The organism is Klebsiella sp. HMSC09D12 (assembly GCF_001808475.1).
GTDB lineage: Bacteria > Pseudomonadota > Gammaproteobacteria > Enterobacterales > Enterobacteriaceae > Klebsiella > Klebsiella oxytoca.
The window spans coordinates 117668-142604 of sequence record NZ_KV793506.1 but is presented as its reverse complement, the minus strand read 5'-3'; the positions used below and the strand labels follow the sequence as shown (position 1 = coordinate 142604).

Here is a 24937-nt window from a genome sequence, read left to right as displayed (position 1 = left end):
CGCTAGCCCGGACAGGCGCGTCAAGCGCCGCTTCCGGGTTCCTGCTTACTCGCGAATCAGCCGCGCCGTGTGCTGTAGCATTTTATACGCCTCATAGCGCCGCTGATGATCGGCGCTAAATTGTTCTACGCAGCGGTAGGTTTTATCCACCCGGGTAAACTGCTTCATCGCTTCTGGCAGGGAAGGCGCGATATGACCGGCCACCGCGCCAAGAATCGCCGAACCTAATAGCACTGGTTCACTGGATTCGGTACTCACCACGTTCACTCCGCAGGCGTCTGCCAGCAGCTGGCGCACCAGCGGATGCTGACCGGCCCCGCCGCTGATGACGATATTCTCGCTGCGGATGCCGCACGCCTTCTGGGCGTCAATAATCTGCCGCAGACCGTAGCCGATGCCGCACAATCCGGCGACGTAGAGCGCCATCAGATTGTCCAGATCCCGCTCCATCCCCAGCCCGGCGATAATCGCTTTCGCCTGCGGATCGGCCAGCGGCGCCCGGTTACCTAAAAACTCGGGCACCACGTGCAGGCCGTCGGCAAGTTTGACCGCCGCTGACGGATTATCTACCTTCGCCAGCACGCTATCGGCAAGATAAACCGGTAGCGGGACGCCGCGCGCTTTGGCCAGCGACTTAGCTTCTGCGGCGGCGGGGTGGAAGCTCAGCAGCTGGTCGATGGCCGCTCCGGCCGCGCTCTGACCACCTTCACTCAGCCAGAACCCTGGCACCATCGCCGAGTAATACGGCCCCCAGACGCCGGGCACGAATACCGCTTCCTGAGTAGTGGTCATGGTGCAGGAGGAGGTACCGAAGACGTAGGCCATATTGTTAACCGCGCCGTTAAGCACGCCGACGGTGCCGATGCCGCCCGCGTGGGCGTCAATCATACCGACCGCTACCGGCGTACCGATCGGCAGCCCCATCTCCTCTGCCGCCGTGGCGCAAAGGCCGTCGCCGCAGGGGGTTCCCGGATCGACAATCCGCTGGCCGATGCGGACAAAATCTTCATCCGCCAGCTCTTCGAGGCCAATCTGGCGGAAGTAGCTGGCATCCCAGCGTTGTTCATGCGCCAGGTAGGTCCATTTACAGGTCACAGTACAGACTGAGCGGGCTAAATCGCCGGTCGAGCGCCAGGTGAGATAATCGGCGAGGTCGAAGAAGTGGCGCGCCTGCTGATAAATGTGCGGGCGGTTCTCCTTCAGCCAGAGAATTTTCGGCGTTTCCATCTCCGGCGAGATTTTGCCGCCAACGTATTGCAGCACCGCGTGGCCCGTGGCGTTAATCTTTTCCGCCTGGCCGGTGGCGCGATGATCCATCCAGACAATAATGTTACGGTCCGCATCTTCCGAAGGCCCGACCGCCAGCGGCGCGTCGTTATCGCCAATCACTACCAGCGAGCAGGTGGCATCGAAGCCGATCCCGGCAATCGACGATGGAGGGACCCCGGCGCTGGCCACCGCCGTTTTAATGCAGTAGCACACCGCCTGCCAGATCTCGCGGCTTGACTGTTCGACCACGCTTCCGGCGCTGCGAAACAGGGTAATTTCCCGGGTTGCGTGGGCAAGAAGTTCGCCACGCAGGTCGAACACGCCGGCGCGAACGCTGCCTGAGCCAACATCGACGCCAATAATATGTTGCGTATCGCTTTGCATAATATCCTCTCACACAGTCTGGTTGAACGGTCAGAGATCCACGCTGTTCGGCAGGATCACAATGTCGCGTACGGTGACGTTTTTCGACCGCGTCACCATAAACAGCACCGACTCGGCCACTTCGATCGGTTGCATCAGGCTGCCGTTGGCCAGCGCTTCGTCCATTTTGGCTTTCGGCCAGTCATCCAGCAGGGCGGTGACTACCGGGCCAGGCAGCACGGCGCCGACGCGCACGCCGTACTGTGAAACCTGGCGACGGGTGGTATGAACAAACGCCTGGACAGCAAATTTCGACGCGGTATAGATAGGCTCCCAGATCACCGGCACCACGCCCGCGATAGAGCTGGTGAAGATAATGTCCCCGGACTTTTGCGCGATAAGATGCGGCAGGACGCTACGCACGCAGCGGAAGGCGGCGTTGGTATTGAGATGCAGCACGCGATCCCAGACGTCCGGATCGCCCTCGGCCACCGGTCCGCCGATATAAGCTCCGGCGTTGGCGTGGAAAATATCAAGACGCCCGGTGAGCTGCAAAATTCCCTGCACAAGGTTATCAACCTGATCCGCCTGCATCAGGTCAACCTGCAGGGCGAAGGCGTTTTCACCGAGTTCGGCAACAAGTTTATTGAGCTTTTCCCCTTCACGGTCGATAAGCACCACTTTTGCGCCGGCGCCCAGCAGGGTTCTGGCGCATTCGAGGCCAATACCGGACGCCGCGCCGGTAATAGCGGCAACTTTACCGCTAAGGGAAGTATTCATAGAGGAGACACAGTGGTTCATTTTATAATCCTTTACAGAGTCTGGTTGGCACTGTCGAGCGCGAGGGCATCGCGTTCGACGTTAGAGACGAAAACTTGTTAAGGTATTGAATATGAGCGTCATTTCTGCAGGTTTTCTGGAATATTAATGCTGAATGCGTTAATACTTCGGAAAGTAAAATGGAAGCTCAATCGATGAAGCTCATGTTGCGCTAGCTTCATCGATTGAGCAAGTGGGGAAATTAACAGCGAAATGATTTTGTGACGCAAGTTGGGAAAATGAAGAAAATCACGATTTACGACCTGGCGGAACTTTCCGGCGTTTCGGCGAGTGCGGTGAGCGCTATCCTCAACGGCAACTGGAAAAAGCGCCGCATCAGCGCAAAGCTTGCCGAAAAGGTGACGCGGATTGCCGAGGAGCAGGGCTACGCGATTAACCGCCAGGCCAGCATGCTGCGCAGCAAAAAATCGCGCGTCATCGGCATGATTATCCCCAAATACGATAACCGCTATTTCGGTTCGGTCGCCGAACGCTTTGAGGAGATGGCTCGCGAACGGGGCCTGCTGCCGATTATCACCTGTACGCGCCGAAGCCCCGAGCTGGAGCTCGAAGCGGTGAAAGCGATGCTCTCCTGGCAGGTTGACTGGGTGGTGGCGACCGGGGCGACCAATCCGGATAAAATTTCCGCTCTATGCCAGCAGGCGGGCGTGCCAACGGTCAATCTCGATCTACCGGGGACTATCGCACCGTCGGTGATTTCGGATAACTACGGCGGCGCGAAAGCGCTGACCCATAAGATCCTGGCGAATAGCGCTCGCCGCCGGGGAGAGATGGCGCCGCTGACGTTCATTGGCGGGCGCAGCAGCGACCATAACACCAGCGAACGTTTACGCGGCTTCCACGACGCGCATCGCGAGCAGGGGCTGAGCGTGCCGCAGGGGAACATTCTGGCTCCCGGCTATTCGAAAGGCAAAGTCGAAGCCTGCCTGCAGGAGCGGTTTGGCAACGCGAAGGTTCCGTTGCAGGGCATATTTGTCAACTCAACGATATCGCTGGAGGGGGTCGTACGTTGGCTGTCGCAGGCAGGACTCACCGGCAGCGAGCAGCCGCCGATGGGCTGCTTCGACTGGGACCCGTTTGTCTATCTGCTGGGGCACGATATCGACATGGTGCAGCAGGACGTGCCGGCGATGCTGGAAGCGGTGTTTACGATTATCGACTCCGGCGATGCCGGCCAGCAGCGGATTGAAATTCCGCCGCTACTGATGAGCAGCAGCTGAGTCGCTATCTGGCTGTTTGACCTTAGCGCGTCAGCAGCCAGCGGGCGGTGTGCTCGTCGGTCACCAGACCGTTGATCCAGCCGCCTTTAAGCGCCGCCAGAATCGCCGGGCGTTTGTACTCGCCGCATGCCACCGCGATGCGCGGACACTGATTCTGGCGGATATCGTAGCTGGTGATCATTCTGTTGATTTCGCTATCCACCACTCCGCCTTCGGCATCGATAAAGCGCCCCATAATCTCGCCGATACCGCCTTGCGCCGTCACTTCATCCATCTGGGCCTGATTGATAAAGCCGTCTTTAAAAATAGGGCTTTGGGTGCCTAATGGCCCAATGCCGACAAAAATAACGTCCGCCTGGCGGGCGACGGCGGAGACGCTGCGGAACAGCCGGCTGGTACACCACATGTCGTACTCTTCCTGCGTCTGCGCGTAGCGCGGCGCGGGCCACTGATAGTACTTCGCCTTAATTTTGCTGGTCAGCAGCAGCGGGACATCATCGTAATAGTTGCACTGGCCGTCGGCGTCCATGGCGCTGATCAGCGCGACGCAGCGGGTATTCTGACTGTCGAAATCGATACGCTGCAGCGCTTTTTTCAGGGTCAGGCCGGAACCCAGACCGATGATTTTCTCTTTATCGTCCTGCAGGTAGCGGGCCATCAGCTGATAGCAACCGAAGGAGACGCTATCCAGGGTGCTTTCTTCACTAAAGGCGGGCACGATATTGCACTCGATAAGCCGGTACTTTTCCTGTAGTAACAGCGCATAATCGAGGCAGTTGGCCACCGGATGATGCAGCCCGATCGACACAATCCCTTCTTCTTTCGCGGCGGCGATCAGCCGCTGTACCACCGGCCTCGACGTGCCAAGCTGGCTGGCGATCTCGCTCTGGTTCTGCCCGGCAATGTAGTACATCCACGCGGCGCGGACCTTTTGATCCAGCCGAATATCATCTTCTTTGCTCATGGTTTCCTGCCCTAAGTTTCTGGCCGCGGCGATAATTTCGCCCGGCGAATAACCGCATTCTCGCCGTGGTTGGTAAAACTGGCAAGCTTTTGCTCTTTTCTGGTCAATTGTAATTTTAATGGGTAATTGTTCTTTTGTGATCCGTGGCTCTTATTTTGGTCAAATGATCATTTACAGTGACGCCATCAACTCAAGGAGAGCAGAACATGAACAATCAATTCACATGGCTTCACATTGGTCTGGGTTCTTTTCATCGCGCCCATCAGGCGTGGTATCTGCATCGTTTGATTGCTTCCGGAGATAAGCGCTGGCACATTGCGGCGGGGAATATCCGCAACGACGCCGAGCAGGTGGTCCAGGCGCTGGCAGCTCAGGGTGGGCGCTACGTGCTGGAAACCGTCAGCCCTGAAGGGGAACGTGAATATGAAGAGATCACCTCAATTCAGAAACTGCTGCCGTGGCAGGCCGGGCTCAAGCCGCTGATTAACGAAGGGGCAAACCCGCAGACCAAAGTCATCGCCTTCACCGTGACGGAAGGCGGCTACTACCTGAATACCCGTCATAAGCTGGAAACCAGCAACCCCGACTTGCAGGCCGATCTGGCAGGGGAGTGCAAAACGATTTACGGCACTATCGCGCGGATCCTGGAAAAGCGTATGGCGGACAACGCCGGGCCGCTGACTCTGCTGAACTGCGATAACGTGCGCCATAATGGCGAGCGCTTCCACGACGGCATGGTTGAGTTCCTGCAGCTAACCGGCAAGCAGGCGGTGATTGACTGGATGGCCGCCAACACGACCTGCCCGAACACCATGGTCGACCGTATCACTCCGCGTCCGGCGTCAGACCTGCCCGCGCGCATCAAAGCGCAAACCGGCATTGACGACAGCGCGCCGGTGATGGGTGAGACCTTCATCCAGTGGGTGGTGGAAAACCATTTCCGCGATGAGCGCCCGAATCTGGAAGCGGTTGGCGTGGAGATGGTTGCATCGGTTATTCCTTATGAAGAGGCGAAAATTCGCATTCTGAACTCGTCGCATAGCTGCATTGCGTGGGCGGGGACGTTAATCGGCCAGCAGTATATTCATGAAAGTACGCTAACGGATTTCATCTACGCCATTGCCGACCGCTACGTTACGGAAGATGTGATCCCCTGCCTTGGCGATAACGGCATTGATTTACCAACCTATCGCGACGTGGTGCTTAAGCGCTTTACCAACCCGTATATCCAGGACACGAACCAGCGCGTTGCCGCCGACGGTTTCTCGAAAATTCCGGCGATGATCGCCCCAACCCTGCAGGAGTGCTACCAGCGCGGCGCCCGCCCGGAAGCGACCGCGATGCTGCCCGCGCTGTTCTTCGTCTTTATGGAACAGTGGCATAAGGGAAGTCTGCCGTATGAATACCAGGACGGCATTCTTGACGCGCAGGCGGTGCATCAGATGTTCGAAGCCAGCGATCCGCTGGCGCTGTATGCCCGCGATAAAGCGCTGTTTGGCGAACTCGCTGAAAACGCCGATTTCCTCGCGCTGATGCGCGAAAAAGTCGCGGCAGTTTATACGCTGATTAACTAAGAGGTGGCTATGTATCTGGGTATCGATCTCGGCACATCGGAAGTGAAAGCGCTGGTCATTGATGAGAACAATGAGGTTATTGCCAGCCATAGCGCGCCGCTGAGCATTCAGCGGCCTCACCCGCACTGGTCAGAACAGTCTCCGCAGTCATGGTGGGAGGCGACAGAGTATCTGATGACCACGCTGCGGGAAAAATGCGCCCAGCACTGGCCAGCCATTAAGGCCATTGGCCTTTCCGGGCAGATGCACGGCGCGGTCCTGCTGGATGCCGGCGGGGAGGTCATTCGCCCGGCAATCTTGTGGAACGACACCCGCTGCGCCGCGGAGTGTGCGGAGCTGGAGGAGATGGCGCCGGAGCTGCATCAGGTGGCGGGAAACCTGGCGATGCCCGGCTTTACCGCACCGAAGCTGCTGTGGGTACGCCGTCATGAGCCGGAACACTTTCAGCGCACCGCCACGGTACTGCTGCCGAAAGATTATCTGCGCTACCGGATGACCGGGAAGAAAGTCTCCGATATGTCCGACGCCGCCGGGACGCTGTGGCTGGATGTGGCGAAGCGCGACTGGTCCGACTCGCTGCTGAATAAATGCGGCCTGTCGCGCAGCCAGATGCCGACGCTGGTCGAAGGCTGCGAGGTTTCCGCGACCCTTGACCCGCAGGTGGCTGAACGCTGGGGGCTGAATGCCTCGGTAGCGGTTGCCGGCGGCGGTGGCGATAACGCGGTCAGCGCCATCGGCGTCGGGGCGGTTTCACCGGGGGATGCGTTTATTTCGCTCGGTACCTCCGGCGTGCTGTTTGTGGTAACCGACGCCTATCGTCCGGCTCCGCAGTCGGCGGTCCATGCGTTTTGTCACGTTCTGCCGAATCTGTGGCATCAGATGAGCGTGATGCTCAGCGCCGCCAGCTGTTTGCAGTGGTTCTGCCGCCTGACCGGCACCACGGAAGTGGCGCTGCTGGAGGAGATTGCCGAGCTTAGCGAAGAGGAAAAGGCCCATGCGCCGTTCTTCTTACCCTATCTCTCCGGCGAACGTACGCCGCACAACGATCCTGACGCGCGCGGCATGTTCTGGGGCATGACCCACTCCAGCCTGCGCGCCCAGCTCGGCTATGCGGTGCTGGAAGGGGTGAGCTTTGGGATCAGCGATGGTCTGCAGGTGTTGAAAGAGAGCGGTACGCAGATCGAACAATGTTCGCTGGTTGGCGGCGGCGCCCGCAGCCCGTTCTGGGCGCAGCTGTTGGCCGATATCCTCGATATGCCGGTGGTGACCCACAAAGGCGGAGAGACCGGCGGCGCGCTGGGCGCGGCGCGGCTGGCCTGTCTGGCGGCGGGCAAACCAATTACCGCGGTATGTGAAAAACCGGAGATCTGGCAGACCTGGCGTGCGGACCCGGTACGCCATCAAACCCTGATGCGGCGCTATGCGCAGTTCAAGGCCCTGTATTTAAACGATCTGAACTATCGGCAGCACTAATTTTTATCACCATAACCGCTCCGGCGATCTGACCGGAGCGGCCTCCTGTACCCTAAAAACGAGGTCATTATGTCCATCAATAATAAACAGTGGCTCGGTTTACCCCTGAACCTGCTCTGGGGATACATCGCCATTGCCGTGTTTATGACCGGCGACGGTTTTGAACTGGCATTCCTGTCGCACTACATTAAAGAGCTCGGGTTCTCCCCGGCGCAGGCATCGTTCGCCTTCACCCTCTACGGCCTGGCCGCCGCGCTGTCGGCATGGATCTCCGGCGTGGTGGCGGAAATCATCACGCCGCTGAAGACCATGATGATTGGCTTTGTGCTATGGTGCGTGTTCCACGTGCTGTTCCTGGTCTTCGGTCTCGGTCATGCCAACTATGCGCTGATCTTAATTTTCTACGGCATCCGCGGCTTCGCGTATCCGCTGTTCCTTTACTCGTTTATCGTCGCCATTATCCACAACGTGAAAAGCGATAACGCCAGCTCGGCGATCGGCTGGTTCTGGGCGGTCTATTCCATCGGCATCGGCGTATTCGGCAGCTATATTCCGAGCTTTACCATCCCGCATATCGGCGAGCTGGGGACATTGTGGCTGGCGCTCGCTTTCTGCGTCACCGGCGGCATCATTGCGCTGGCTTCCCTGCGCCATATTAAAACGCCGCACCATATGCAGAACCTGACCACCCGCGAGAAGTTTGCCGAACTGGGCCGCGCGGCGACGCTGCTCTATACCAACCGCAATATTCTGCTGTCGAGCATGGTGCGAATTATCAATACGCTCTCGCTGTTCGGCTTTGCGGTGATTATGCCGATGATGTTCGTCGATGAGCTGGGCTTCACCACCTCAGAATGGCTGCAGGTGTGGGCGGTCTTCTTCTTTACCACCATTTTCTCTAACGTGCTGTGGGGCATTCTGGGCGAAAAACTGGGCTGGATGAAGGTGGTGCGCTGGTTCGGCTGCATCGGTATGGCGGTCTCCAGCCTGGCGTTTTATTACATTCCGCAGCACTTCGGACATAACTTCGCGATGGCGCTGCTTCCGGCTATCGCCCTGGGGATCTTTGTCGCCGCGTTTGTTCCGCTGGCGGCGGTTTTCCCGGCGCTGGAGCCGAAGCACAAAGGCGCGGCCATTTCGGTCTACAACCTGTCGGCGGGGATGTCGAACTTTCTCGCACCGGCTATTGCGGTGATTTTGCTGCCGTTCTTCAGCACCATCGGAGTGGTGATCGCCTATACCGCGCTGTACGTGGCGGCCTTTTTCCTCTGTGCGTTTATCCGCGTCGAGCAGCCGGGATTTTCCCACAAGGAAGCGCCGGCCAGCGAGCAGGTGGAGTTCTCTTAAGGTGATGCGGCTGGCATGCCAGGCATGCCAGCCTTAATGAGGTGAATGATGAGTATTCAGGCAGTGATTTTTGACATGGATGGCGTGATTATTGATTCCGAAAGCCTGTGGCGGCAGGCGCAAATCGACGCCCTCGCGCAGTGGGGGGCAACGGCGAGCGTCGAGGAGTGCGAAACGCTGACCAAAGGCAAACGCCTCGACGAAATTGCCCGCACCTGGTGCCGCCATTGCCAGCTTGAGCTTGTTCCGCAGCGGCTTGAAGCCGCGATATTGCAGCGTATTACCGGCCTGATCGCCGCCGAAGGCGAGCCGATGCGCGGGGTGCATGAGGCGTTACGCTATTTTCGCCATGCCGGTTATAAAATTGCGCTCGCGACCTCCTCGTCCCGGCAGGTTATCGCCGCCGTGCTGAACAAGCTCTCGCTCTGGCACTATTTTGATGTGATTTGCAGCGCGGATGATGAAGCGCAGGGCAAGCCGCATCCGGCGGTTTATCTGACGACGTTGGATAAGCTTAATCTCGACGCCAGCCGTTGCCTGGTGATCGAAGACAGCTTCAACGGCTTTAGCGCGGCCCGGGCGGCGGGGATTGCCACGATAGTGATTGCCGAAGATAGCCAGCACGCGCGTTTTCAGGCCGCCGCTGGCCGCTACCGGGCGCTGCCTGAACTGCTGGAAGCCCTCACCGCCGAGCCAGAGGCGGTCGCATAACTCACGCTTTCGTGAGCGCAGAAAATCCCGGGATGTACACGGTCGGTCACTCTCTCTTCTGCGCTCACGCCCTTTTTTCTCCATGCCGATCCGCCTCACATTTCACTCATCTTTTGTGAAAACAGTCACGTCTTGTTGTGCCAATGCCCAAATTTATTGCCTTGCTTAGCGGTGTTTGTCCGAGGCACTGCTACGTAATTGTGCTTAGATTAGATATTGAAACGTATTTTCAATAATGTGAAACCACTTTGCCGATTTGCTTCTATCGATCGGATTTGGCCGTGATAAGGATTGAGCATGAAAATTGAATCTGTGAATGTCACCGTTTTCCAGTATCCCACACGTCGGGTTTCCGACAGCGCCGGGCACTCCCATCCGGGGGCTGAAAGCATGGCTAAAATGGCGATGCTGACCATCACCGCTGATGATGGGGCGCAGGGTTTTTCGTTTGCGCCTCCGGAAGTCGTGCGCCCGTTCGTGGTGAATACTTTTTTCCGCAAAGTGCTGGTGGGGCAGGACCCGTTTAACCGCGAGCGTATCTGGCAGGATCTTAACCACTGGCAGCGCGGTAGTGCACATCAGCTAACGGAGCGCGCGCTGTCGTTTATTGAACAGGCGCTGTGGGACCTGATAGGCCGCAGCCTTAAGATGCCGGTTTACAAGCTGCTCGGCGGCTATCGCGACACCGTCCCGGCTTACGGCAGCACGATGTGCGGCGACGATCTGCCGGGTGGTCTGTCGACTCCGGAAGAGTATGCCGCCTTTGCCGAAAAGCTGGTCGCCCGCGGCTACAAGGCCATCAAGCTGCACACCTGGATGCCGCCAATCTCTTTTGCGCCCAATCCCAAAATGGACATTAAAGCCTGCGCGGCGGTGCGTGAAGCGGTGGGGCCGGATATTGACCTGATGATTGACGGCTATCACTGGTACAGCCGCGCCGAGGCGCTGTGGATCGGCAAAGAGCTGGAAAAACTCAATTTCGCCTGGTTTGAAGAACCGATGGAGGAGGATTCAATGTCCTCCTACGCGTGGCTGGCGGAAAACCTGTCGATCCCCATCGTCGGGCCGGAGAGCTTCGGCGGCAAGCACCACATGCGCGCCGAATGGGTGAAAGCCGGAGCCTGCGACATTCTGCGCGCCGGCGCTAACGGCGTGGGCGGTATTACCCCGACCATGAAGGTCGCGGCGCTGGCGGAATCTTTCGGCATGGATTGCGAAGTCCACGGCAACGGCGCGGCAAGCCTGGCGGTGGTCGGCGCGATCCGCAACTGCCGCTGGTACGAGCGCGGCCTGCTGCATCCGTTCCTCGACTACGATGAACCGGCGGCTTATCTCAATAGCATTGTTGACCCGATGGATGACCAGGGATTTGTGCATTTGTCACAACGTCCGGGCCTCGGCGAAGACATCAATTTTGCGTATATCGAAGCCAATACCGTTAGCCACGACTGATTCAAAAAAATAAATGCCCGATGGCGCTGCGCTTATCGGGTCTGCGGCCCGGTAGGCCGGATAAGGCGAAAATGCCGCCATCCGGCAACATGTACCCTACAGTACAGGCAAACAGAGATATGAAAAAAACCTCCCTACTGGCAGCGTGCTTATTCACGCTCGCCGTGTCGATGGGAAGCGGGGCGGCGGTGGCGAAAACGCCGCCCGATCAGCTCATCATCGGCATGAATATGAATAACCTGCTCACCCTTGACCCGGCGGCGATGACCGGTAACGAAGTGGTGGGTATCGTGGTCAACCTCTACGACTCGCTGGTGGAGCTTGACCCTGAACAGCTCACCGACGTTAGGCCCGCGCTGGCGAAATCCTGGGATATCAGCCCCGACGGCAAAACCCTGACCTTTCATCTGCGCGACGACGTTAAGTTTCACTCCGGCAACCCGCTGACCGCCGCTGACGTGGTGTGGTCAATGCGGCGCATCCTGCACCTCAACCTGGCTCAGGCCTCGGTATGGAAATCCTATGGCTTCAGTAAGAAAAATATCGACAGCCAGGTCAGCGCGCCGGACCGCTTCACGGTGCAAATCGAGTTACCCAAAGATAACGATCCGCAGCTGGTGATTTACTCGCTGGCGGCGCTGGGCAACCTCGGGGTGCTGGACAGTAAAACGGTGCAAAGCCACCAGCAGGATAACGACTGGGGTAACCGCTGGCTGACCACCCATGAAGCCGGTTCCGGGCCGTTTACGCTGGAAACCTGGCAGGCAAAAGATGTGCTGCGCATGAAGCGCAATCCTGACTACTGGCGCGGCGAGGCGAAAATGAGCCGCGTGGTGCTGCGCCATTTCCAGGAGTCGCAAACCCTGCGTCTGATGATCGAAAAAGGCGACCTCGATATTGCCAACAATATGGCGGTTTCCGACATTAACGCCCTGCGCAGCGACCCGCAGCTGACCGTCGATGCGGTGCAGCGCGGCACCATGTACTACGTGGCGATGAGCATGAAAGAGGCGCACTTCGCCCAACCGAAAGTGCGCGAAGCGGTGCGCTATCTGATTGATTACCAGGGTATCAATAAAGCGCTGATGCCGGGCTACGGCGTGCTGCACCAGCGACCGATTAAGGCGGGCATGCCGTCTACGCTGCCTGACCCTGGCTATAAGCTGGACGTGGCGCGGGCGAAAAAGCTGCTGGCGGAAGCGGGTTATCCCAACGGCTTTGATACCACGCTGCGGGTCCTCTCCGATCAGCCATTTCTTAACATCGCTATCGCCGTGCAGTCGACGCTGATGCAGGCGGGGATTAACGCCAAAATCATCACCGGCACCGGTAACCAGATCTACGGCGCGATGCGCGAGCGTAAATTTGACCTGCTGGTAGGACGCGGCGGCAGCGGAATGGAGCCGCATCCGCACTCCAGCCTGCGCGCGCTGGTCTATAACCCGGATAACAGCGATGAGGCGCGTCTGACCAACTTTCAGGGCTGGCGTACCGGTTTTTACGACCCGCAGCTCAATACGATGATTGACCAGGCCCTGCTGGAACGCGATCCGCAAAAACAGGTGGCTGACTACCAGGCCATCCAGGCGCGCTACGACCAGCTGGTTCCGGCTTTAATTCCGCTTTCGCAGATGGTCGATTCCGTGGTGGTGCGCAACGAGGTACGAGAGTATCAGCCGCACCCCTCCGCCACCACTTTTCTGCGTGACGTCTATAAAGTCCGCGAAGGAGAGAAAGGATGAGTACCGCAATCCTTGCGCCCGGCTCACGCGGCCGGCGCTTATCCAAACGGCTGCTGCAGGTGGTGATTACGCTGTTCGGCCTGCTGCTGCTGACCTTTACCATTGGCCGCGTCATGCCTATCGACCCGGTGCTGGCGATCGTCGGTCCGGATGCTGACCAGAGTACCTATCAGCAGGTTTACCAGCAGCTGGGGTTTGATAAATCGCTGGCCACCCAGTTTGGCATCTATTTCGTCAACCTGCTGCACGGCGATCTGGGCAATGCGCTGCTAACCGGGAAACCGGTGGTGGACGATATTATCCGCGTCTTCCCGGCCACCATGGAGCTGGCGACGATGGCGATTCTCGTCGGCGCGGGTCTCGGAATTCCGCTGGGCGTGCTGGCGGCGGCGCGGCGCAATAGCGTCTCCGATTATGTGGTACGCATTATCAGCCTGGCGGGCTACTCGACGCCGATTTTCTGGGTCGGAATGATGGGGCTGCTGGTGTTCTATGCCTGGCTCGGCTGGGTGGGCGGCGCCGGGCGGGTAGACCTCGGTCTGGACGGCATTGTGCCGCGCCGTACCGGCCTGATGACCGTTGATGCGCTGCTGGCAGGAAACGGACAGGTGTTCTGGAACGCCATTAATCATCTGATTCTTCCCGCCTCGCTGCTGGGTTTTCACTCGCTGGCTTATATCAGCCGTATGACCCGCAGCTTTATGCTGGCCCAGCTGTCGCAGGAGTTCATTATTACCGCGAGGGTGAAAGGGCTGACCGAGCGTCAGGTCATCTGGAACCATGCGTTTCGTAACATCCTCGTGCAGCTGCTGACGGTGGTGGCGCTGGCCTACGGCGCGCTGCTGGAAGGCGCGGTGCTGATTGAAACCGTCTTCTCATGGCCGGGTTTCGGCTCCTATCTTACCGGTAGCCTGCTGCTGGGCGATATGAATGCGGTGATGGGCTGCGTGCTGCTGGTGGGAGTGATCTTCGTGATGCTCAACCTGCTCTCCGACATGCTGTATCAATTCTTTGACCCGAGGACAAAATCATGACCGTTTCTCTGGATTCGCCGCTTTCGGGCGGTGCGGGCGAAGGCCGTCAGCGGCTGCAACGCGCGGCGGCGCGGGGCGTCGGGTTTATCGGCAAAATGGCGCGCAACCCGCTAACGGCCATCGGCGGAGGAATTATCTTTCTGCTGCTGGTGGTGGCGATTTTCGCGCCGCTGATTGCGCCTTATAACCCGCTGGTGCAGGACCTGAACAGCGCGCTGGTCGCGCCGAATGCGCAGCACTGGTTCGGCACCGATGAGTTTGGCCGGGATATCTTTAGTCGCCTGGTGTACGGCTCGCGCATCACGCTCTATATCGTGCTGCTGGTCTCGGTGACCGTCGGTCCGCTCGGGCTGCTGCTGGGCGTCAGCGCCGGCTATTTCGGCGGTAAAGTCGATATGGTGCTGATGCGCGTCACCGATATTTTTATCTCCTTCCCGAGTCTGGTTCTGGCGCTGGCGTTTGTCGCCGCCTTAGGGCCGGGGCTGGAGCATGTGGTTATCGCCATCACGCTTACCGCCTGGCCGCCGATAGCCCGTCTGGCGCGCGCCGAAACGCTCTCTCTGCGCCAGGCCGATTTTATCTCCGCCGTGCGTCTGCAGGGCGCTTCATCGTCCCGCGTCCTCTGGCGCCATATCGTGCCGCTGTGTCTGCCCTCGGTCATTATCCGTATCACCATGAATATGGCCGGGATCATTCTGACCGCGGCCGGTCTCGGCTTTCTCGGGCTCGGCGCGCAGCCGCCGGAGCCGGAGTGGGGAGCGATGATCTCCAGCGGGCGCACTTATATGATGGAGTGCTGGTGGGTCGTAACAATTCCGGGGCTGGCGATTCTGATCAACAGCTTAGCGTTCAACTTCTTAGGAGATGGCCTACGTGACATCCTCGATCCCCGCAGTGAATAATGCTCCGCTGCTCGACGTGCGCGATCTGTGCGTCGACTTTGTTAACGGCAGCGCGGTGACCCATGCCGTGCGCGGCGTCTCCTTCCAGCTGGGGCGCGAAAAGCTGGCGATTGTCGGCGAGTCCGGTTCGGGTAAGTCCACCGTTGGGCGCGCGCTGCTGCAGCTGCATCCGAAAAAGGCCCGCGTCAGCGCCAGCCGGATGCAGTTTGCCGACCTCGATCTGCAGCATCTTAGCGAAGCGCAGATGCGCGGCGTACGCGGCAAACGTATCTCTATGATTATGCAGGACCCGAAATATTCGCTTAATCCGGTGGTCTGCGTGGGTAAGCAAATCGCCGAGGCCTGGCTTACTCATCATCCCGGGCGCAAAGATGAGGCGAAAGCCAGGGCGCTGGAGATGCTGGAGGTGGTGCGTATTCGCCAGCCGGAGCGCGTTTATCAGCTTTATCCGCATGAAATATCCGGCGGACAGGGGCAGCGCATCATGATCGCCATGATGCTGATTACCGACCCGGAACTGATCATTGCTGATGAGCCCACCTCCGCGCTGGATGTGTCGGTGCGCCTGCAGGTGCTGGGCCTGCTGGATGACCTGGTTCAGTCGCGCGGGCTGGGGCTGATTTTTATCAGCCACGATATCAACCTGGTGCGCAGCTTCTGCGACCGCGTACTGGTGATGTACGCCGGACGGGTAGTGGAGTCCATCGCTGCTAAAGATCTCGATAACGCCCGTCATCCCTATACTCAGGGATTGATTAACTCGCTGCCGGATATGCAGCATCGTCGCCCGATACTGCCGGTGCTGCAGCGTCAGGCCAGCTGGTTAACGGAATAAGGAGCGGATGATGATTGAAGTTCAACATCTCAACCTCGCGTTTGGCGAGGGGGAGAAGCGTAACCAGGTGCTGTATGACGTCAGTTTCCACGTTAAGCCCGGCGAGATCTACGGTCTGGTAGGCGAGTCCGGTTCCGGTAAAACGACGGTGCTCAAATGCCTGGCGGGGCTGTTTACCCACTGGCAGGGGGAGCTGGCCATCGATGGTCAGCGCTTAGGGCATGAAATTAGCCGCAAGCGCTGCCGTCAGGTGCAAATGGTATTTCAGGACCCCTACGGATCGCTGCATCCTCGTCACACCATTGGCGATATCCTCGAAGAGCCGCTGCAGATCCATCGTATCAACGACCGCGACCGGCGGATCAATGCGCTGCTGGACAAAGTTGGCCTCAACCGTGCCTTTCGCGAGCGCTATCCGCATCAGCTCTCCGGCGGGCAGCGGCAGCGCGTGGCGATAGCCAGAGCGCTGATTCTTGAGCCTCAGGTACTGCTGCTGGATGAGCCGACGTCGGCGCTGGATGTGTCGGTGCAGGCGGAGATCCTCAATCTGCTGGCAGAATTGCAGCAGGAGGCTAAGCTCACTTACCTGATGGTTACCCACGATCTCGGGGTTATTGCCCATTTATGCCAGACCGTGGCGGTGATGCAGTACGGGAAGATCCTTGAAACCCTGACGGTCGATGCGCTGGTCAGCGGCGAGGCGCGGACGGCCTATACGCAGATGCTGGTCAACGCCAGTCGGCAATATACGCGCGAAATGGCGCGCGAGGTGGCAGCATACTAAGCTTAATGGCGCATTGTCTCGCGGGAAATGCGCCCATTTTATAGATAAAACTTTGAAACGATATGTAGTTATAGTTATAAATATCGTCTATTAATGTAAATGTGGTGTTTAGATCTAAAATGAAAGTATCTGTTGTGTGAATGCATGTTTTACGAATTATAACTGGTGTTTATTATTTTTTTTGAAATAAATAGCCAATTTCAATTCGAAGTACAAAATATTCCGTTCTGTAAATTCATTTAAACCTTGCTAATAACAAGGAAAAACTGCGTATTACGCCTCCAGATCTGCTGAGTAATAGAGTAAACTCGCCTGCGAATAATCTTAAGATGTCATCAACGTCATGGCGGATTACCCTATTTATAGTAGGGTACCCCCTGCCGCTCATCCACGTGATTACTATTCTCAGAGAACAGGATGGAAAAAATATATACGATTAATGGAAGAATTGCCTTTTTTCCTCAGCGTAGCGCTCTAATACTTATTGCTGACGAGACGAAAACGGTTTCCTTAAATATGCCGGCCAGCCGCTGTTTATTACTGCTTATTCAGCATGATGGCAATACTGTTGCCCGCGAAACCTTTTTTGAGGAAGTGTGGATAAAGCATGGCGCCCAGGTAACCAGCAACGGTTTTTACCAGAATATTTCCCTGTTACGTCGGGCATTTAAGGAGCTGGGGGTAGACGAGGATATTATTATTACGGTGCCGAGGGTAGGCGTCAGGCTGGATGCAACATTAACGGTTACGGAATCTCAGCCGCGCGATGTAGAGAAGGCACCGACGGCGGAGGAGCCACAAGCGCCCGTTGACGAGCCTGTTCATAAGGAGGTCGCAGCTGCGAGTTTGCCCGAAAAAAAGCGGTTAAGGCCGCGACGCTCTCTTTTGTGGGGGCTTGCGGCGCTGCTGAGTTGTCTGGTTTGTGGATTTGTTGCGTGGCAAACAGAATTCGAATCTTATTTGCAAAGTTATTCGCCCATAATTGCTAAATTTTCGCAACAATGTCACTTCTTTGCCAATAATGACGTAGTTGACCATGTTCGTCATGTCAATTTTATCAAGCGCAGTAAATTTGAATGCGAAGAATATCCATGGATTTATTTGACGCTTTATCCCGGGCAAGCGCGGGTGTCGGTGATTCGCTGCCGTCAGCCATTTAGTCAATGGCGTGATAATCAATGCCTCACCAAATATTACATTAAGGAGGTAGTCAATGCGCCGGCGTGAAATTAAATGGTTAATCGCTATCGTATTTATCGGAGTATTAAGCGGTATGACGATAAAATCCTGGCAATACTGGCAGCGCAATCATTTCCAGTGCAGCGGTGAGATGCGGCTATTAAACTCAGGTTATCAGGGCGATATTTCATTACGCTTCGTATTTGATAGCACCCGTGGGCTGGTGATTGTCCGGGGAGAGATTACGCCGCCGCAGGGTGAATCGTTTACCATCAACCAGAACATCTGGTTTAGCTTTACCCGCGACGGCCAGCACTACTTCCTGCGATCGGAAACCGTCTCTGCCAGCATCGGCGAAACCGAGCAGGAGAAGCATATTAACAACATCCTGCCCAAGTTTTTCCTGCAGCCGCAGGTGCCGTTTTACCTTAATATTCAGCGGCTCAATCAACGAACCCGGCTGCTGTATACCAGCCGGGCGCCGTCTTTGCTTTGCGAAACCTGATCAACGTAGCAGCGGACAGTCGGGAGGAAGCCGGCAGCGTAGCGCGGCCGGTAAAAGCTCCATGCGGAAGGTTTTACCGGTCAGCGGTTCGCCGTCGAGGTTAAACGTCATCTCATGAGGGGCAGTTATCTCAAACCACGATGAGACGCCGTCGATGATATTCGGCGAGGTTTGCGGATTTGCCAGGGTGCTGAACAGCGCAGGGATCAGCTCTTCGCCGGTGAAAATGCGCAGATGCAGCAGGCCGTCGTTGATTAATGCTTCCGGGCACAGCTGCTGGCCGCCGCCGGCCTGACGCCCGTTGCCGATGCCGATGACCAGCGCATCGCCATGCCAGTGAAAGTTCTCGCCGCGGATTTCGCAGCGGTCCGGCTTGAGCGTATCCATGCGCATCAGGCCGTGGATCAAATACGAGACGCCGCCGAGCGCGGCCTTGAGTTTCTCCGGGGTTTCGGTCGTAATGCGGGTGCCGAAACCGCCGGTGGCCATATTAATAAAACCGGTCTTATCGTTAACTCGCGCAATATCTATCGCCACTTCGCGGCCAACGATGGCCAGCTTCAGCGCGCTGGCCAGATCCTGCGGGATGCCGACGCTGGTGGCGAAGTCGTTCGCCGTGCCCAGCGGCAAAATCCCCAGCGCCATTTTACCGTCGCGCTCGACCAGCGCCGTCGCCACCTCATTGATGGTGCCATCACCGCCGCCGGCAATCACCGTTTCGACATTCAGCTGCAGAGCTTCATCGACAAAGCGAACGGCATCGCCTTTTTCCCAGGTGACGCGGACGTGAATATCGATTCCTTCGTCGCGTAACAGTTTAACCGCCTCGCGTAGCTGCGGTTCATTGGCGCCTTTGCCATTCAGAATCAGTAAGCTGGCTGGAAACGTGGACATTATCAGGGGACCTTTATTGCTCAGTAATGCATAAAGTGTACCGCATGAAGAAAGCGAAGGCGGGGGGAGAGATAAAAAATAAGCCCGCGTAAGGGAGATTACGCAGGCTAAGGAGGTGGTTCCTGGTACAGCTAGCATTTATGGGTTATGTTTTTCAGCGAAATGGATGATATCTGCTTTGAACGAAACGGTATGTGATCCGTTTCTAATATCTTTACATCGTGAAAAAATAACCCAAATTAACTAGTTACTGTGCGGGTTTCGGGTTGTCTGACCAGTAAAGTTGCGCATCAGCAGAGCATATTGCAGCACCATATCTTCCGGGACAGGCAACCATACTGTGTGCCCGTCGCCCGGCGCTACCGACACTCGCTCGCCTTTGCCGTTTTCCATATGTTCGAGAGTAAAGTTGACGTTGCCCTGCGGGGTCATCAGCTCAAGGCTGTCGCCGACGGAAAATTTATTTTTCACCGCCACCGCCGCCAGCTGGCCGTTGCGCTCGCCGGTAAATTCGCCGACGAACTGCTGGCGTTCGGAAACAGAGTAGCCGTGCTCATAGTTCTGGTAGTCATCGTGCGTATGGCGACGCAGAAAACCTTCGGTATAGCCGCGATGCGCGAGGTTTTCCAGGGTATCCAGCAGGGAAGTATCGAACGGTTTGCCTGCGGCGGCGTCGTCAATGGCCTTGCGGTAGACCTGAGCGGTACGGGCACAATAGTAATGTGATTTCGTGCGGCCTTCGATTTTCAGCGAATGAACGCCCATCTGGGTCAGCCGCTCGACGTGAGCGATAGCGCGCAGATCTTTCGAGTTCATGATATAGGTGCCGTGTTCGTCTTCAAACGCGGTCATGTATTCGCCCGGACGTTTGGCCTCTTCAATCATAAACACCTGGTCAGTCGGCGCGCCGATGCCCAGCGTCGGCTCGACGTTCTGCACCGGGATCGGTTCGTGCTTATGCACGATATTACCGACGTCGTCTTCTTTACCTTCCTGCACGTTGTACTCCCAGCGGCAGGCATTGGTGCAGGTGCCCTGGTTCGGATCGCGTTTGTTGATATAGCCCGAGAGCAGGCAGCGGCCAGAGTAGGCCATGCACAGCGCGCCGTGAACGAAGATTTCAATTTCCATCTCCGGCACCTGGCTGCGAATTTCGGCGATTTCATCCAGCGACAGCTCGCGGGAGAGAATGACGCGGGTCAGCCCCATTTGCTGCCAGAACTTGACTGTCGCCCAGTTCACGGCGTTGGCCTGCACCGACAGATGAATATCCATGTCGGGAAAATGTTCGCGCACCAGCATAATTAAGCCCGGATCGGACATGATCAGCGCATCCGGCCCCATTTCCACCACCGGCTTCAGATCGCGAATAAACGTTTTCAGCTTGGCGTTATGCGGGGCAATGTTAACCACCACATAGAATTTTTTACCCAACGCGTGGGCTTCGTTAATGCCGAGCTGCAGATTTTCGTGATTGAATTCGTTGTTACGCACGCGCAGGGAGTAGCGGGGTTGGCCCGCATAAACGGCATCTGCGCCATAGGCGAAAGCGTAACGCATATTTTTCAGCGTTCCCGCCGGGGAAAGGAGTTCCGGTTTAAACATGATTTTCTCGTTCTGATGACAGGTCAGATTCGCCGCACCCGGTGCGGCGAGTTGGGGAGTGCCCCCACATTAAGGGCGGGCATTGTAGCGCTGTGGGGCAGGGGAGTAAACCACCTTACACCATGGAGTTGACCTGCCCCGGCAGCTCGGAATCCGGGATACGTGAGGTATACCAGGCAAAGCGCCAGCGTTTCCAGAAAGAATCGAAATGGAGAGCATCCAGATCCATGAATAATTCATGTTCAGGGTACAAGGTGATGAAAAAATGCGCCCAGCGCGCGCTCTGTTTCATATTATAAAGCGCTTTATCCCGTTTGTTACCGTACAGCTGCGACAGCGCCACCATGGCCTCCGGCGAACCTTTATTTGCCGCTTCCTGCACCTGTTGCAAATGTGAGTGCGCCAGCGCTAAATCTTTTACGCCGGCGATATTAAGCAGAAAGAGTTCCCAGGCCCGCTTATCGCCATAGCGGGAGGCCAGATAGAGATTATCGAGAAGGTTTTTTTCGTAAGCAGCGCGCTTTTCCGCCGGCGGAGCCTGGTTGATCAGACGTTCGCAGCAGTTGGCCATGCGGAAATGGATCTCCTGCAGGTCCTGTTCATAGCCGTCATCGCCGCCGTTAGCGATCAAGCGATACTTATCTGCGTCGCGCTGCGCGACGTGCTGGCGTAAAATCTCTGCCGCTTGCTGGCAGTAACCGAAGGCGATGGCGGGATCGTACGGCAACAAGCCTCCGTTATCTCTGGCATGAGATTCCACCCCGAGCTGATTAAGCGCGCTGGGGATGTTTCTCCGGGCGCCAAGGTGGGCCAGAGGCAGGAGATATTCGGGGTAACCGAGCCAGCGAAAATCTTTTATCGCCGCCCGCCAGTTATGGTCGTATTCAATGTCGGCGACGCTATCGAGCCAGACGGCACCCTGCGCTTCATCTTTTTCAAAGCCAAATAACCCCGCGTACTGGAAGTAGCCGCGATAGATTTTCGGCACGCCGTATTCGGTTTGTTGCGCATTCGGGCAGATGAAATTGTAAATCCACTCGCTGTCCGAGAAATCGCGCAGCGCAAACTTTAACGCCCACGCGGTGTAGTAATTGTTGAGCTTCACTTTTTCCATGACCGAACGCTGCAGGGTGAGCCAGAGCGCGTCTTTATCGTCTAAATCGCTATAGCAGAGCAGCAGCCACTCCAGCGCATGGTGGCGAGACTGCGCCATGTGCGCCCGTCGGGCAATCTCTTCTGCTTTGGCGATAATACGCTCCCGCTCGGTCGGTGAATCCACTTCATTGATGCGCAGATCGCGATGGTCATCCCACCAGATTAAAAGTTCCAGATGCTCCCGCTCGGCGGCGGTAAGATGATCGCATACCGGTGATGCCAGAAATTCGCTGATCTCCTGATGCGATCCTCCCCAGCGCGGCATACGAAACGGAATATACTCATCCAGCGCGTAAAATGCCGTCGGGAAAATCGCCAGACAAACGGCGAGCCAGTAGCGTTGCCCGGCGTCGCCATCGCACGCAGGCAGTACCTGCGGACGCGGAAGATTCGGGCATACCGCGTCGGCAAACGACAGGCCGGAATAGGCCATCAGCGCCTCCACTTCCTGCGGTGAGCGGCGGTGATACTCAGCCAGTTCCTGCATCAGCGGTCGTCCCGCAACCTCAGCGCCGGCAAGGAACTCAGCCAGCCAGTCGGGCTGGCCGAAGACCTTAGAGTTAGTGCTGGTCAGGGACGCCGCCATCCACTGGCGTGGTTCGAGGTCGATGGCGTAGAGAGCGGCAATGACCATCCGCTAATTGCAGGCGCTGGCGCAGATCCACATGGCGCGGGTGGTATCCTGCGCCCAGCCGTAGCTGCGATAGAGCCACGCGCGGTGGTTCCAGTACTGGGCCTCAGCAAGCCAGGCATAGCTGGAGCGCGGGCGGGCGCGCTGCCAGTTTTTGATCAGCGCTAACCCAGCAGGCCCGGCCTCGACCAGCGCATCCATATCGTAAAAATGGTTGCACATCTGCGTCCAGGCGAGGAAGTAACGTTTTTCCGCCTCGCGGCTGGTCAGGCTTTCCGCCAGCGCCCGGCTATAGCGCGCCTCGAGCTCGTCATAACATCCTTCGCGCAACAGGCCGGGAAGATCCGCGATAGACCACTCGCGCTGTCTGTCATTGAGGGGATTTTTACGGTTGCACATCTCAAACATGGCGGTGAGCAGTGGGTCATCCTTTTCCATATATACTCCTTTTAAACCGGGTCGAAAATTTTGAAGTCATTCCACGGCAGCGTTTTCCAGCGGCTGAAGGAGGCTTTCAGATAACAGGCCACCTCCTGCACATCGCGTCCGGCAACCGCCGTTGGCGTATCCATTAATGCCAGCCGTACCCGGCGGGCGCGGACGTAGGCGGTGGCGTAATCTTCCCACGAAGCAAAACAATCCTGCGCCCGCTGGGCGTTTAACAGGAGAACCAGCCAGGCCTGATTTTCGTCGCACCAGCCGAGTCCGGCGATACAGCGCGTCAGAAAGGCGGTGCGCATGCAGTCGAACGCCAGCGCGTCGCGAACCCGGCCCTGGGCCGCCAGGTGGTGGTAAAACGTGCGCGGCGAGTTGCCCATGCCCGCCGGCCAGCAGCGCAGGATCTCGGCGATCTGCTGGCGTAACGCCGCGCCGTCGAGGTGCTGATGCAAGCCCAGTTCTTTTTTTACCTGCTGCGTCAGGTGGCGGCGCTGGTCATCATCAAGTTTCAACGCCAGCTGTACGCCTTTTGTCGGCAGGCCATTGCGGTGCGAGAGGAGATCGGCTAACGCCAGCGCCCACTGGCGTCTTCGGCTATCGCGGCGCAGATCGTTAAGACGGTCCTTTTCTTTTTCCTCGGCGATGCGGGCGGCAACCAGCTGTTTATTCTTTTTTTTGGCGCGTAAGCGCAGGTAATAAGCGGTGGTAAACAAGGCTATCAGCAGCATCAAGGACTCTCTCCGGTGTGGGGTCGGTAGCGCGTGGTTTGTAGCGTCAGGCTCTCAATTTCAAAAGGCTGGCTGCAGGTGTTTTTCCCGGCAAGCGTAGGGTGCCATTCATGCTGTGGGAACAGCATTTCCGCCGCGGTCGCCACGTTGGGATCGATCGTCCGAAGATAGCGCAATGCCTCCGGAGCGCTGTGCAGAAGCAGCCACTGTAGCGCCACCGGTGGGTGAGGGAAGTGCGTCATTAAATGAAAATTGTTATGCAGAACGTTGAGTAAAAAATCAAAATCAACCACATCGGTGATAAATTTCCAGCCAGCAAATTGCGGCGTCGCTTCATAGACGATCCCCATACCTTCACAATCGGCGTGGCGCTCGGGACGTGGTTGCAGATAATGTAATAAAGCCAAAACGTCGGCGGCATATTTTTTAACAGGATGCTGGTTCTGCTTACCTTTAATTTGATCGATACTCATGCTGTCATTATTTATCCTCAGGCTCAGGGTGACGTGGGGAATATTATTTTCGTCGCGCAGGCTCAGAAGGCGAAATGCGCCTTGTTCAATTTGCCGGGCGTAGTGCTCGCCGTAGCCGCCGGAGAGTGACCCTTTATCCTCGAACTGGCCGACGCAGTGCTGCATATGCCAGGATTCATAGGCCATTTCACTACGCAAGGCCGGGCTGGCGGCATCGAAGGCGACCCACTGCCCAGCAGTGACCTTCATCAGCGGCTTAATGGCGTCGTCGCTGGAGGGGTACCAGCCTCGTTCGCGCAGGCGCTGCATTTTCTGGTGCTCGGCCTCGCGCATGTCCAGGACGGTGAAACAGTTAATGCGCTGAAGTTTGCTTTCCAGCCGCGTGCCTTCCAGCCGCGACAGGAACTCCAGTAACTCCCTTTCCGTCGCCAGCAGCTGCGGATGCTGTGGATTAAGATAGTAAAAGGCGCCGCCGCCGCCCAGCCCGGATATCAACCACGCGGGGATCGCCTTCTCCGCGCCAAAGTAAACCGCATAATCGGCGGCGGAGCGTACGGGGTAAACGTGGGGAAAATTACCGATAGCCCAGCGAAAAAAATGGTTGCTTAGCCAGCGTTGAATACTACTACCGTCGTCACGCTGTTCGCTGCGAGAAATAATGGCCGATTTTACATCAGGAGCGTTAATTATATTTCGTGGACTATATTTTCTATGAATATTACTCATGACATTCCTTGCGCAGTTGAATATTAGAGAATATCCGCCTGCAATATATCATGCCGGTGACGTATTTCTTATTATTGCCGGTATTCTCAGATT

The 24937-nt window shown here is 57.2% G+C and carries 20 protein-coding genes and 1 pseudogene; 13 read left to right on the top strand and 8 right to left on the bottom strand.

Annotated features, from left to right (window positions below; genetic code table 11):
* Positions 1–45 precede the first annotated feature (45 nt).
* Together HMPREF3178_RS25250 and HMPREF3178_RS25245 are read right to left on the bottom strand one after the other, a co-directional pair.
* Positions 46–1653: an FGGY-family carbohydrate kinase gene (locus HMPREF3178_RS25250; protein ID WP_004103791.1), complete on the bottom strand. Its 1608-nt coding sequence runs from the start codon at positions 1651–1653 to the stop codon at positions 46–48.
* Positions 1654–1683: 30 nt separating this feature from the next.
* Positions 1684–2433, bottom strand: coding sequence for an SDR family oxidoreductase (locus HMPREF3178_RS25245; protein ID WP_004103790.1), 750 nt, complete (start codon positions 2431–2433; stop codon positions 1684–1686).
* 257 nt (positions 2434–2690) lie between these two features.
* Here HMPREF3178_RS25245 and HMPREF3178_RS25240 point away from each other — a divergent pair, with 257 nt between their 5' ends.
* Positions 2691–3692, top strand: a complete 1002-nt coding sequence (locus HMPREF3178_RS25240; RefSeq protein WP_004103789.1) for a LacI family DNA-binding transcriptional regulator — start codon at positions 2691–2693, stop codon at positions 3690–3692.
* A 22-nt stretch (positions 3693–3714) separates the two neighbouring features.
* On the opposite strand, the gene HMPREF3178_RS25235 is transcribed toward HMPREF3178_RS25240, so the two are convergent.
* Entirely contained in the window at positions 3715–4656 is a 942-nt protein-coding gene (locus HMPREF3178_RS25235; RefSeq protein ID WP_004103788.1) for a sugar-binding transcriptional regulator, read from the bottom strand.
* A gap of 206 nt (positions 4657–4862) precedes the next feature.
* Between HMPREF3178_RS25235 and dalD the strand changes: the two genes are divergently transcribed.
* From dalD to HMPREF3178_RS25175, 12 genes are all read left to right on the top strand, one after another.
* The gene (dalD, locus tag HMPREF3178_RS25230) at positions 4863–6230 is read left to right on the top strand and encodes a D-arabinitol 4-dehydrogenase (RefSeq protein ID WP_004103787.1); all 1368 of its coding nucleotides are present in this window, start codon (positions 4863–4865) and stop codon (positions 6228–6230) included.
* A 9-nt stretch (positions 6231–6239) separates the two neighbouring features.
* Positions 6240–7703 carry a xylulokinase gene (gene xylB, locus HMPREF3178_RS25225; protein ID WP_004114032.1) on the top strand — a complete coding sequence of 488 codons (1464 nt, stop codon included), beginning with the start codon at positions 6240–6242 and terminating at the stop codon, positions 7701–7703.
* Between the two features lie 69 nt (positions 7704–7772).
* Positions 7773–9050 carry a D-arabinitol transporter gene (gene dalT / locus HMPREF3178_RS25220; RefSeq protein WP_004103784.1) on the top strand — a complete coding sequence of 426 codons (1278 nt, stop codon included), beginning with the start codon at positions 7773–7775 and terminating at the stop codon, positions 9048–9050.
* Between the two features lie 48 nt (positions 9051–9098).
* The gene (hxpB, locus tag HMPREF3178_RS25215; protein WP_032728518.1) at positions 9099–9761 is read left to right on the top strand and encodes a hexitol phosphatase HxpB; all 663 of its coding nucleotides are present in this window, start codon (positions 9099–9101) and stop codon (positions 9759–9761) included.
* Between the two features lie 297 nt (positions 9762–10058).
* The gene (locus HMPREF3178_RS25210) at positions 10059–11213 is read left to right on the top strand and encodes a mandelate racemase family protein (protein ID WP_032728516.1); all 1155 of its coding nucleotides are present in this window, start codon (positions 10059–10061) and stop codon (positions 11211–11213) included.
* A gap of 119 nt (positions 11214–11332) precedes the next feature.
* Positions 11333–12955, top strand: coding sequence for an ABC transporter substrate-binding protein (locus tag HMPREF3178_RS25205; RefSeq protein WP_064396263.1), 1623 nt, complete (start codon positions 11333–11335; stop codon positions 12953–12955).
* A complete protein-coding gene (locus HMPREF3178_RS25200) occupies positions 12952–13989 on the top strand; it encodes an ABC transporter permease (protein ID WP_004114020.1) in 1038 nt (345 codons plus the stop codon). The genes HMPREF3178_RS25205 and HMPREF3178_RS25200 overlap by 4 nt, the downstream gene beginning before the upstream one ends.
* On the top strand, positions 13986–14891 hold the full coding sequence (locus HMPREF3178_RS25195; protein WP_070585566.1) for an ABC transporter permease: 906 nt from the start codon (positions 13986–13988) through the stop codon (positions 14889–14891). The genes HMPREF3178_RS25200 and HMPREF3178_RS25195 overlap by 4 nt, the downstream gene beginning before the upstream one ends.
* Positions 14863–15726, top strand: a complete 864-nt coding sequence (locus HMPREF3178_RS25190) for an ABC transporter ATP-binding protein (protein WP_004103764.1) — start codon at positions 14863–14865, stop codon at positions 15724–15726. Before HMPREF3178_RS25195 ends, HMPREF3178_RS25190 begins: the two co-directional genes overlap by 29 nt.
* A 10-nt stretch (positions 15727–15736) precedes the next feature.
* Positions 15737–16510, top strand: a complete 774-nt coding sequence (locus HMPREF3178_RS25185; protein WP_004103762.1) for an ABC transporter ATP-binding protein — start codon at positions 15737–15739, stop codon at positions 16508–16510.
* A gap of 417 nt (positions 16511–16927) precedes the next feature.
* Positions 16928–17737 carry a winged helix-turn-helix domain-containing protein gene (locus HMPREF3178_RS25180; protein WP_004103760.1) on the top strand — a complete coding sequence of 270 codons (810 nt, stop codon included), beginning with the start codon at positions 16928–16930 and terminating at the stop codon, positions 17735–17737.
* Positions 17724–18194: a hypothetical protein gene (locus HMPREF3178_RS25175; RefSeq protein WP_004103758.1), complete on the top strand. Its 471-nt coding sequence runs from the start codon at positions 17724–17726 to the stop codon at positions 18192–18194. Before HMPREF3178_RS25180 ends, HMPREF3178_RS25175 begins: the two co-directional genes overlap by 14 nt.
* Here HMPREF3178_RS25175 and yegS read toward each other — a convergent pair whose 3' ends face one another.
* The 5 genes and pseudogenes from yegS to HMPREF3178_RS25150 all read right to left on the bottom strand — a co-directional run bounded on the left by yegS (position 18195) and on the right by HMPREF3178_RS25150 (position 24844).
* On the bottom strand, positions 18195–19088 hold the full coding sequence (gene yegS, locus HMPREF3178_RS25170; RefSeq protein ID WP_004103756.1) for a lipid kinase YegS: 894 nt from the start codon (positions 19086–19088) through the stop codon (positions 18195–18197).
* 243 nt (positions 19089–19331) lie between these two features.
* A complete protein-coding gene (gene yegQ, locus HMPREF3178_RS25165) occupies positions 19332–20693 on the bottom strand; it encodes a prephenate-dependent tRNA uridine(34) hydroxylase TrhP (RefSeq protein WP_004114016.1) in 1362 nt (453 codons plus the stop codon).
* Positions 20694–20808: 115 nt separating this feature from the next.
* Positions 20809–22917: pseudogene (locus tag HMPREF3178_RS25160) on the bottom strand (DUF4034 domain-containing protein).
* Between the two features lie 11 nt (positions 22918–22928).
* Positions 22929–23645 carry a DUF1266 domain-containing protein gene (locus HMPREF3178_RS25155; protein WP_004103748.1) on the bottom strand — a complete coding sequence of 239 codons (717 nt, stop codon included), beginning with the start codon at positions 23643–23645 and terminating at the stop codon, positions 22929–22931.
* Positions 23645–24844, bottom strand: a complete 1200-nt coding sequence (locus HMPREF3178_RS25150) for a PcfJ domain-containing protein (protein WP_024274471.1) — start codon at positions 24842–24844, stop codon at positions 23645–23647. Before HMPREF3178_RS25150 ends, HMPREF3178_RS25155 begins: the two co-directional genes overlap by 1 nt.
* Positions 24845–24937 lie beyond the last annotated feature (93 nt).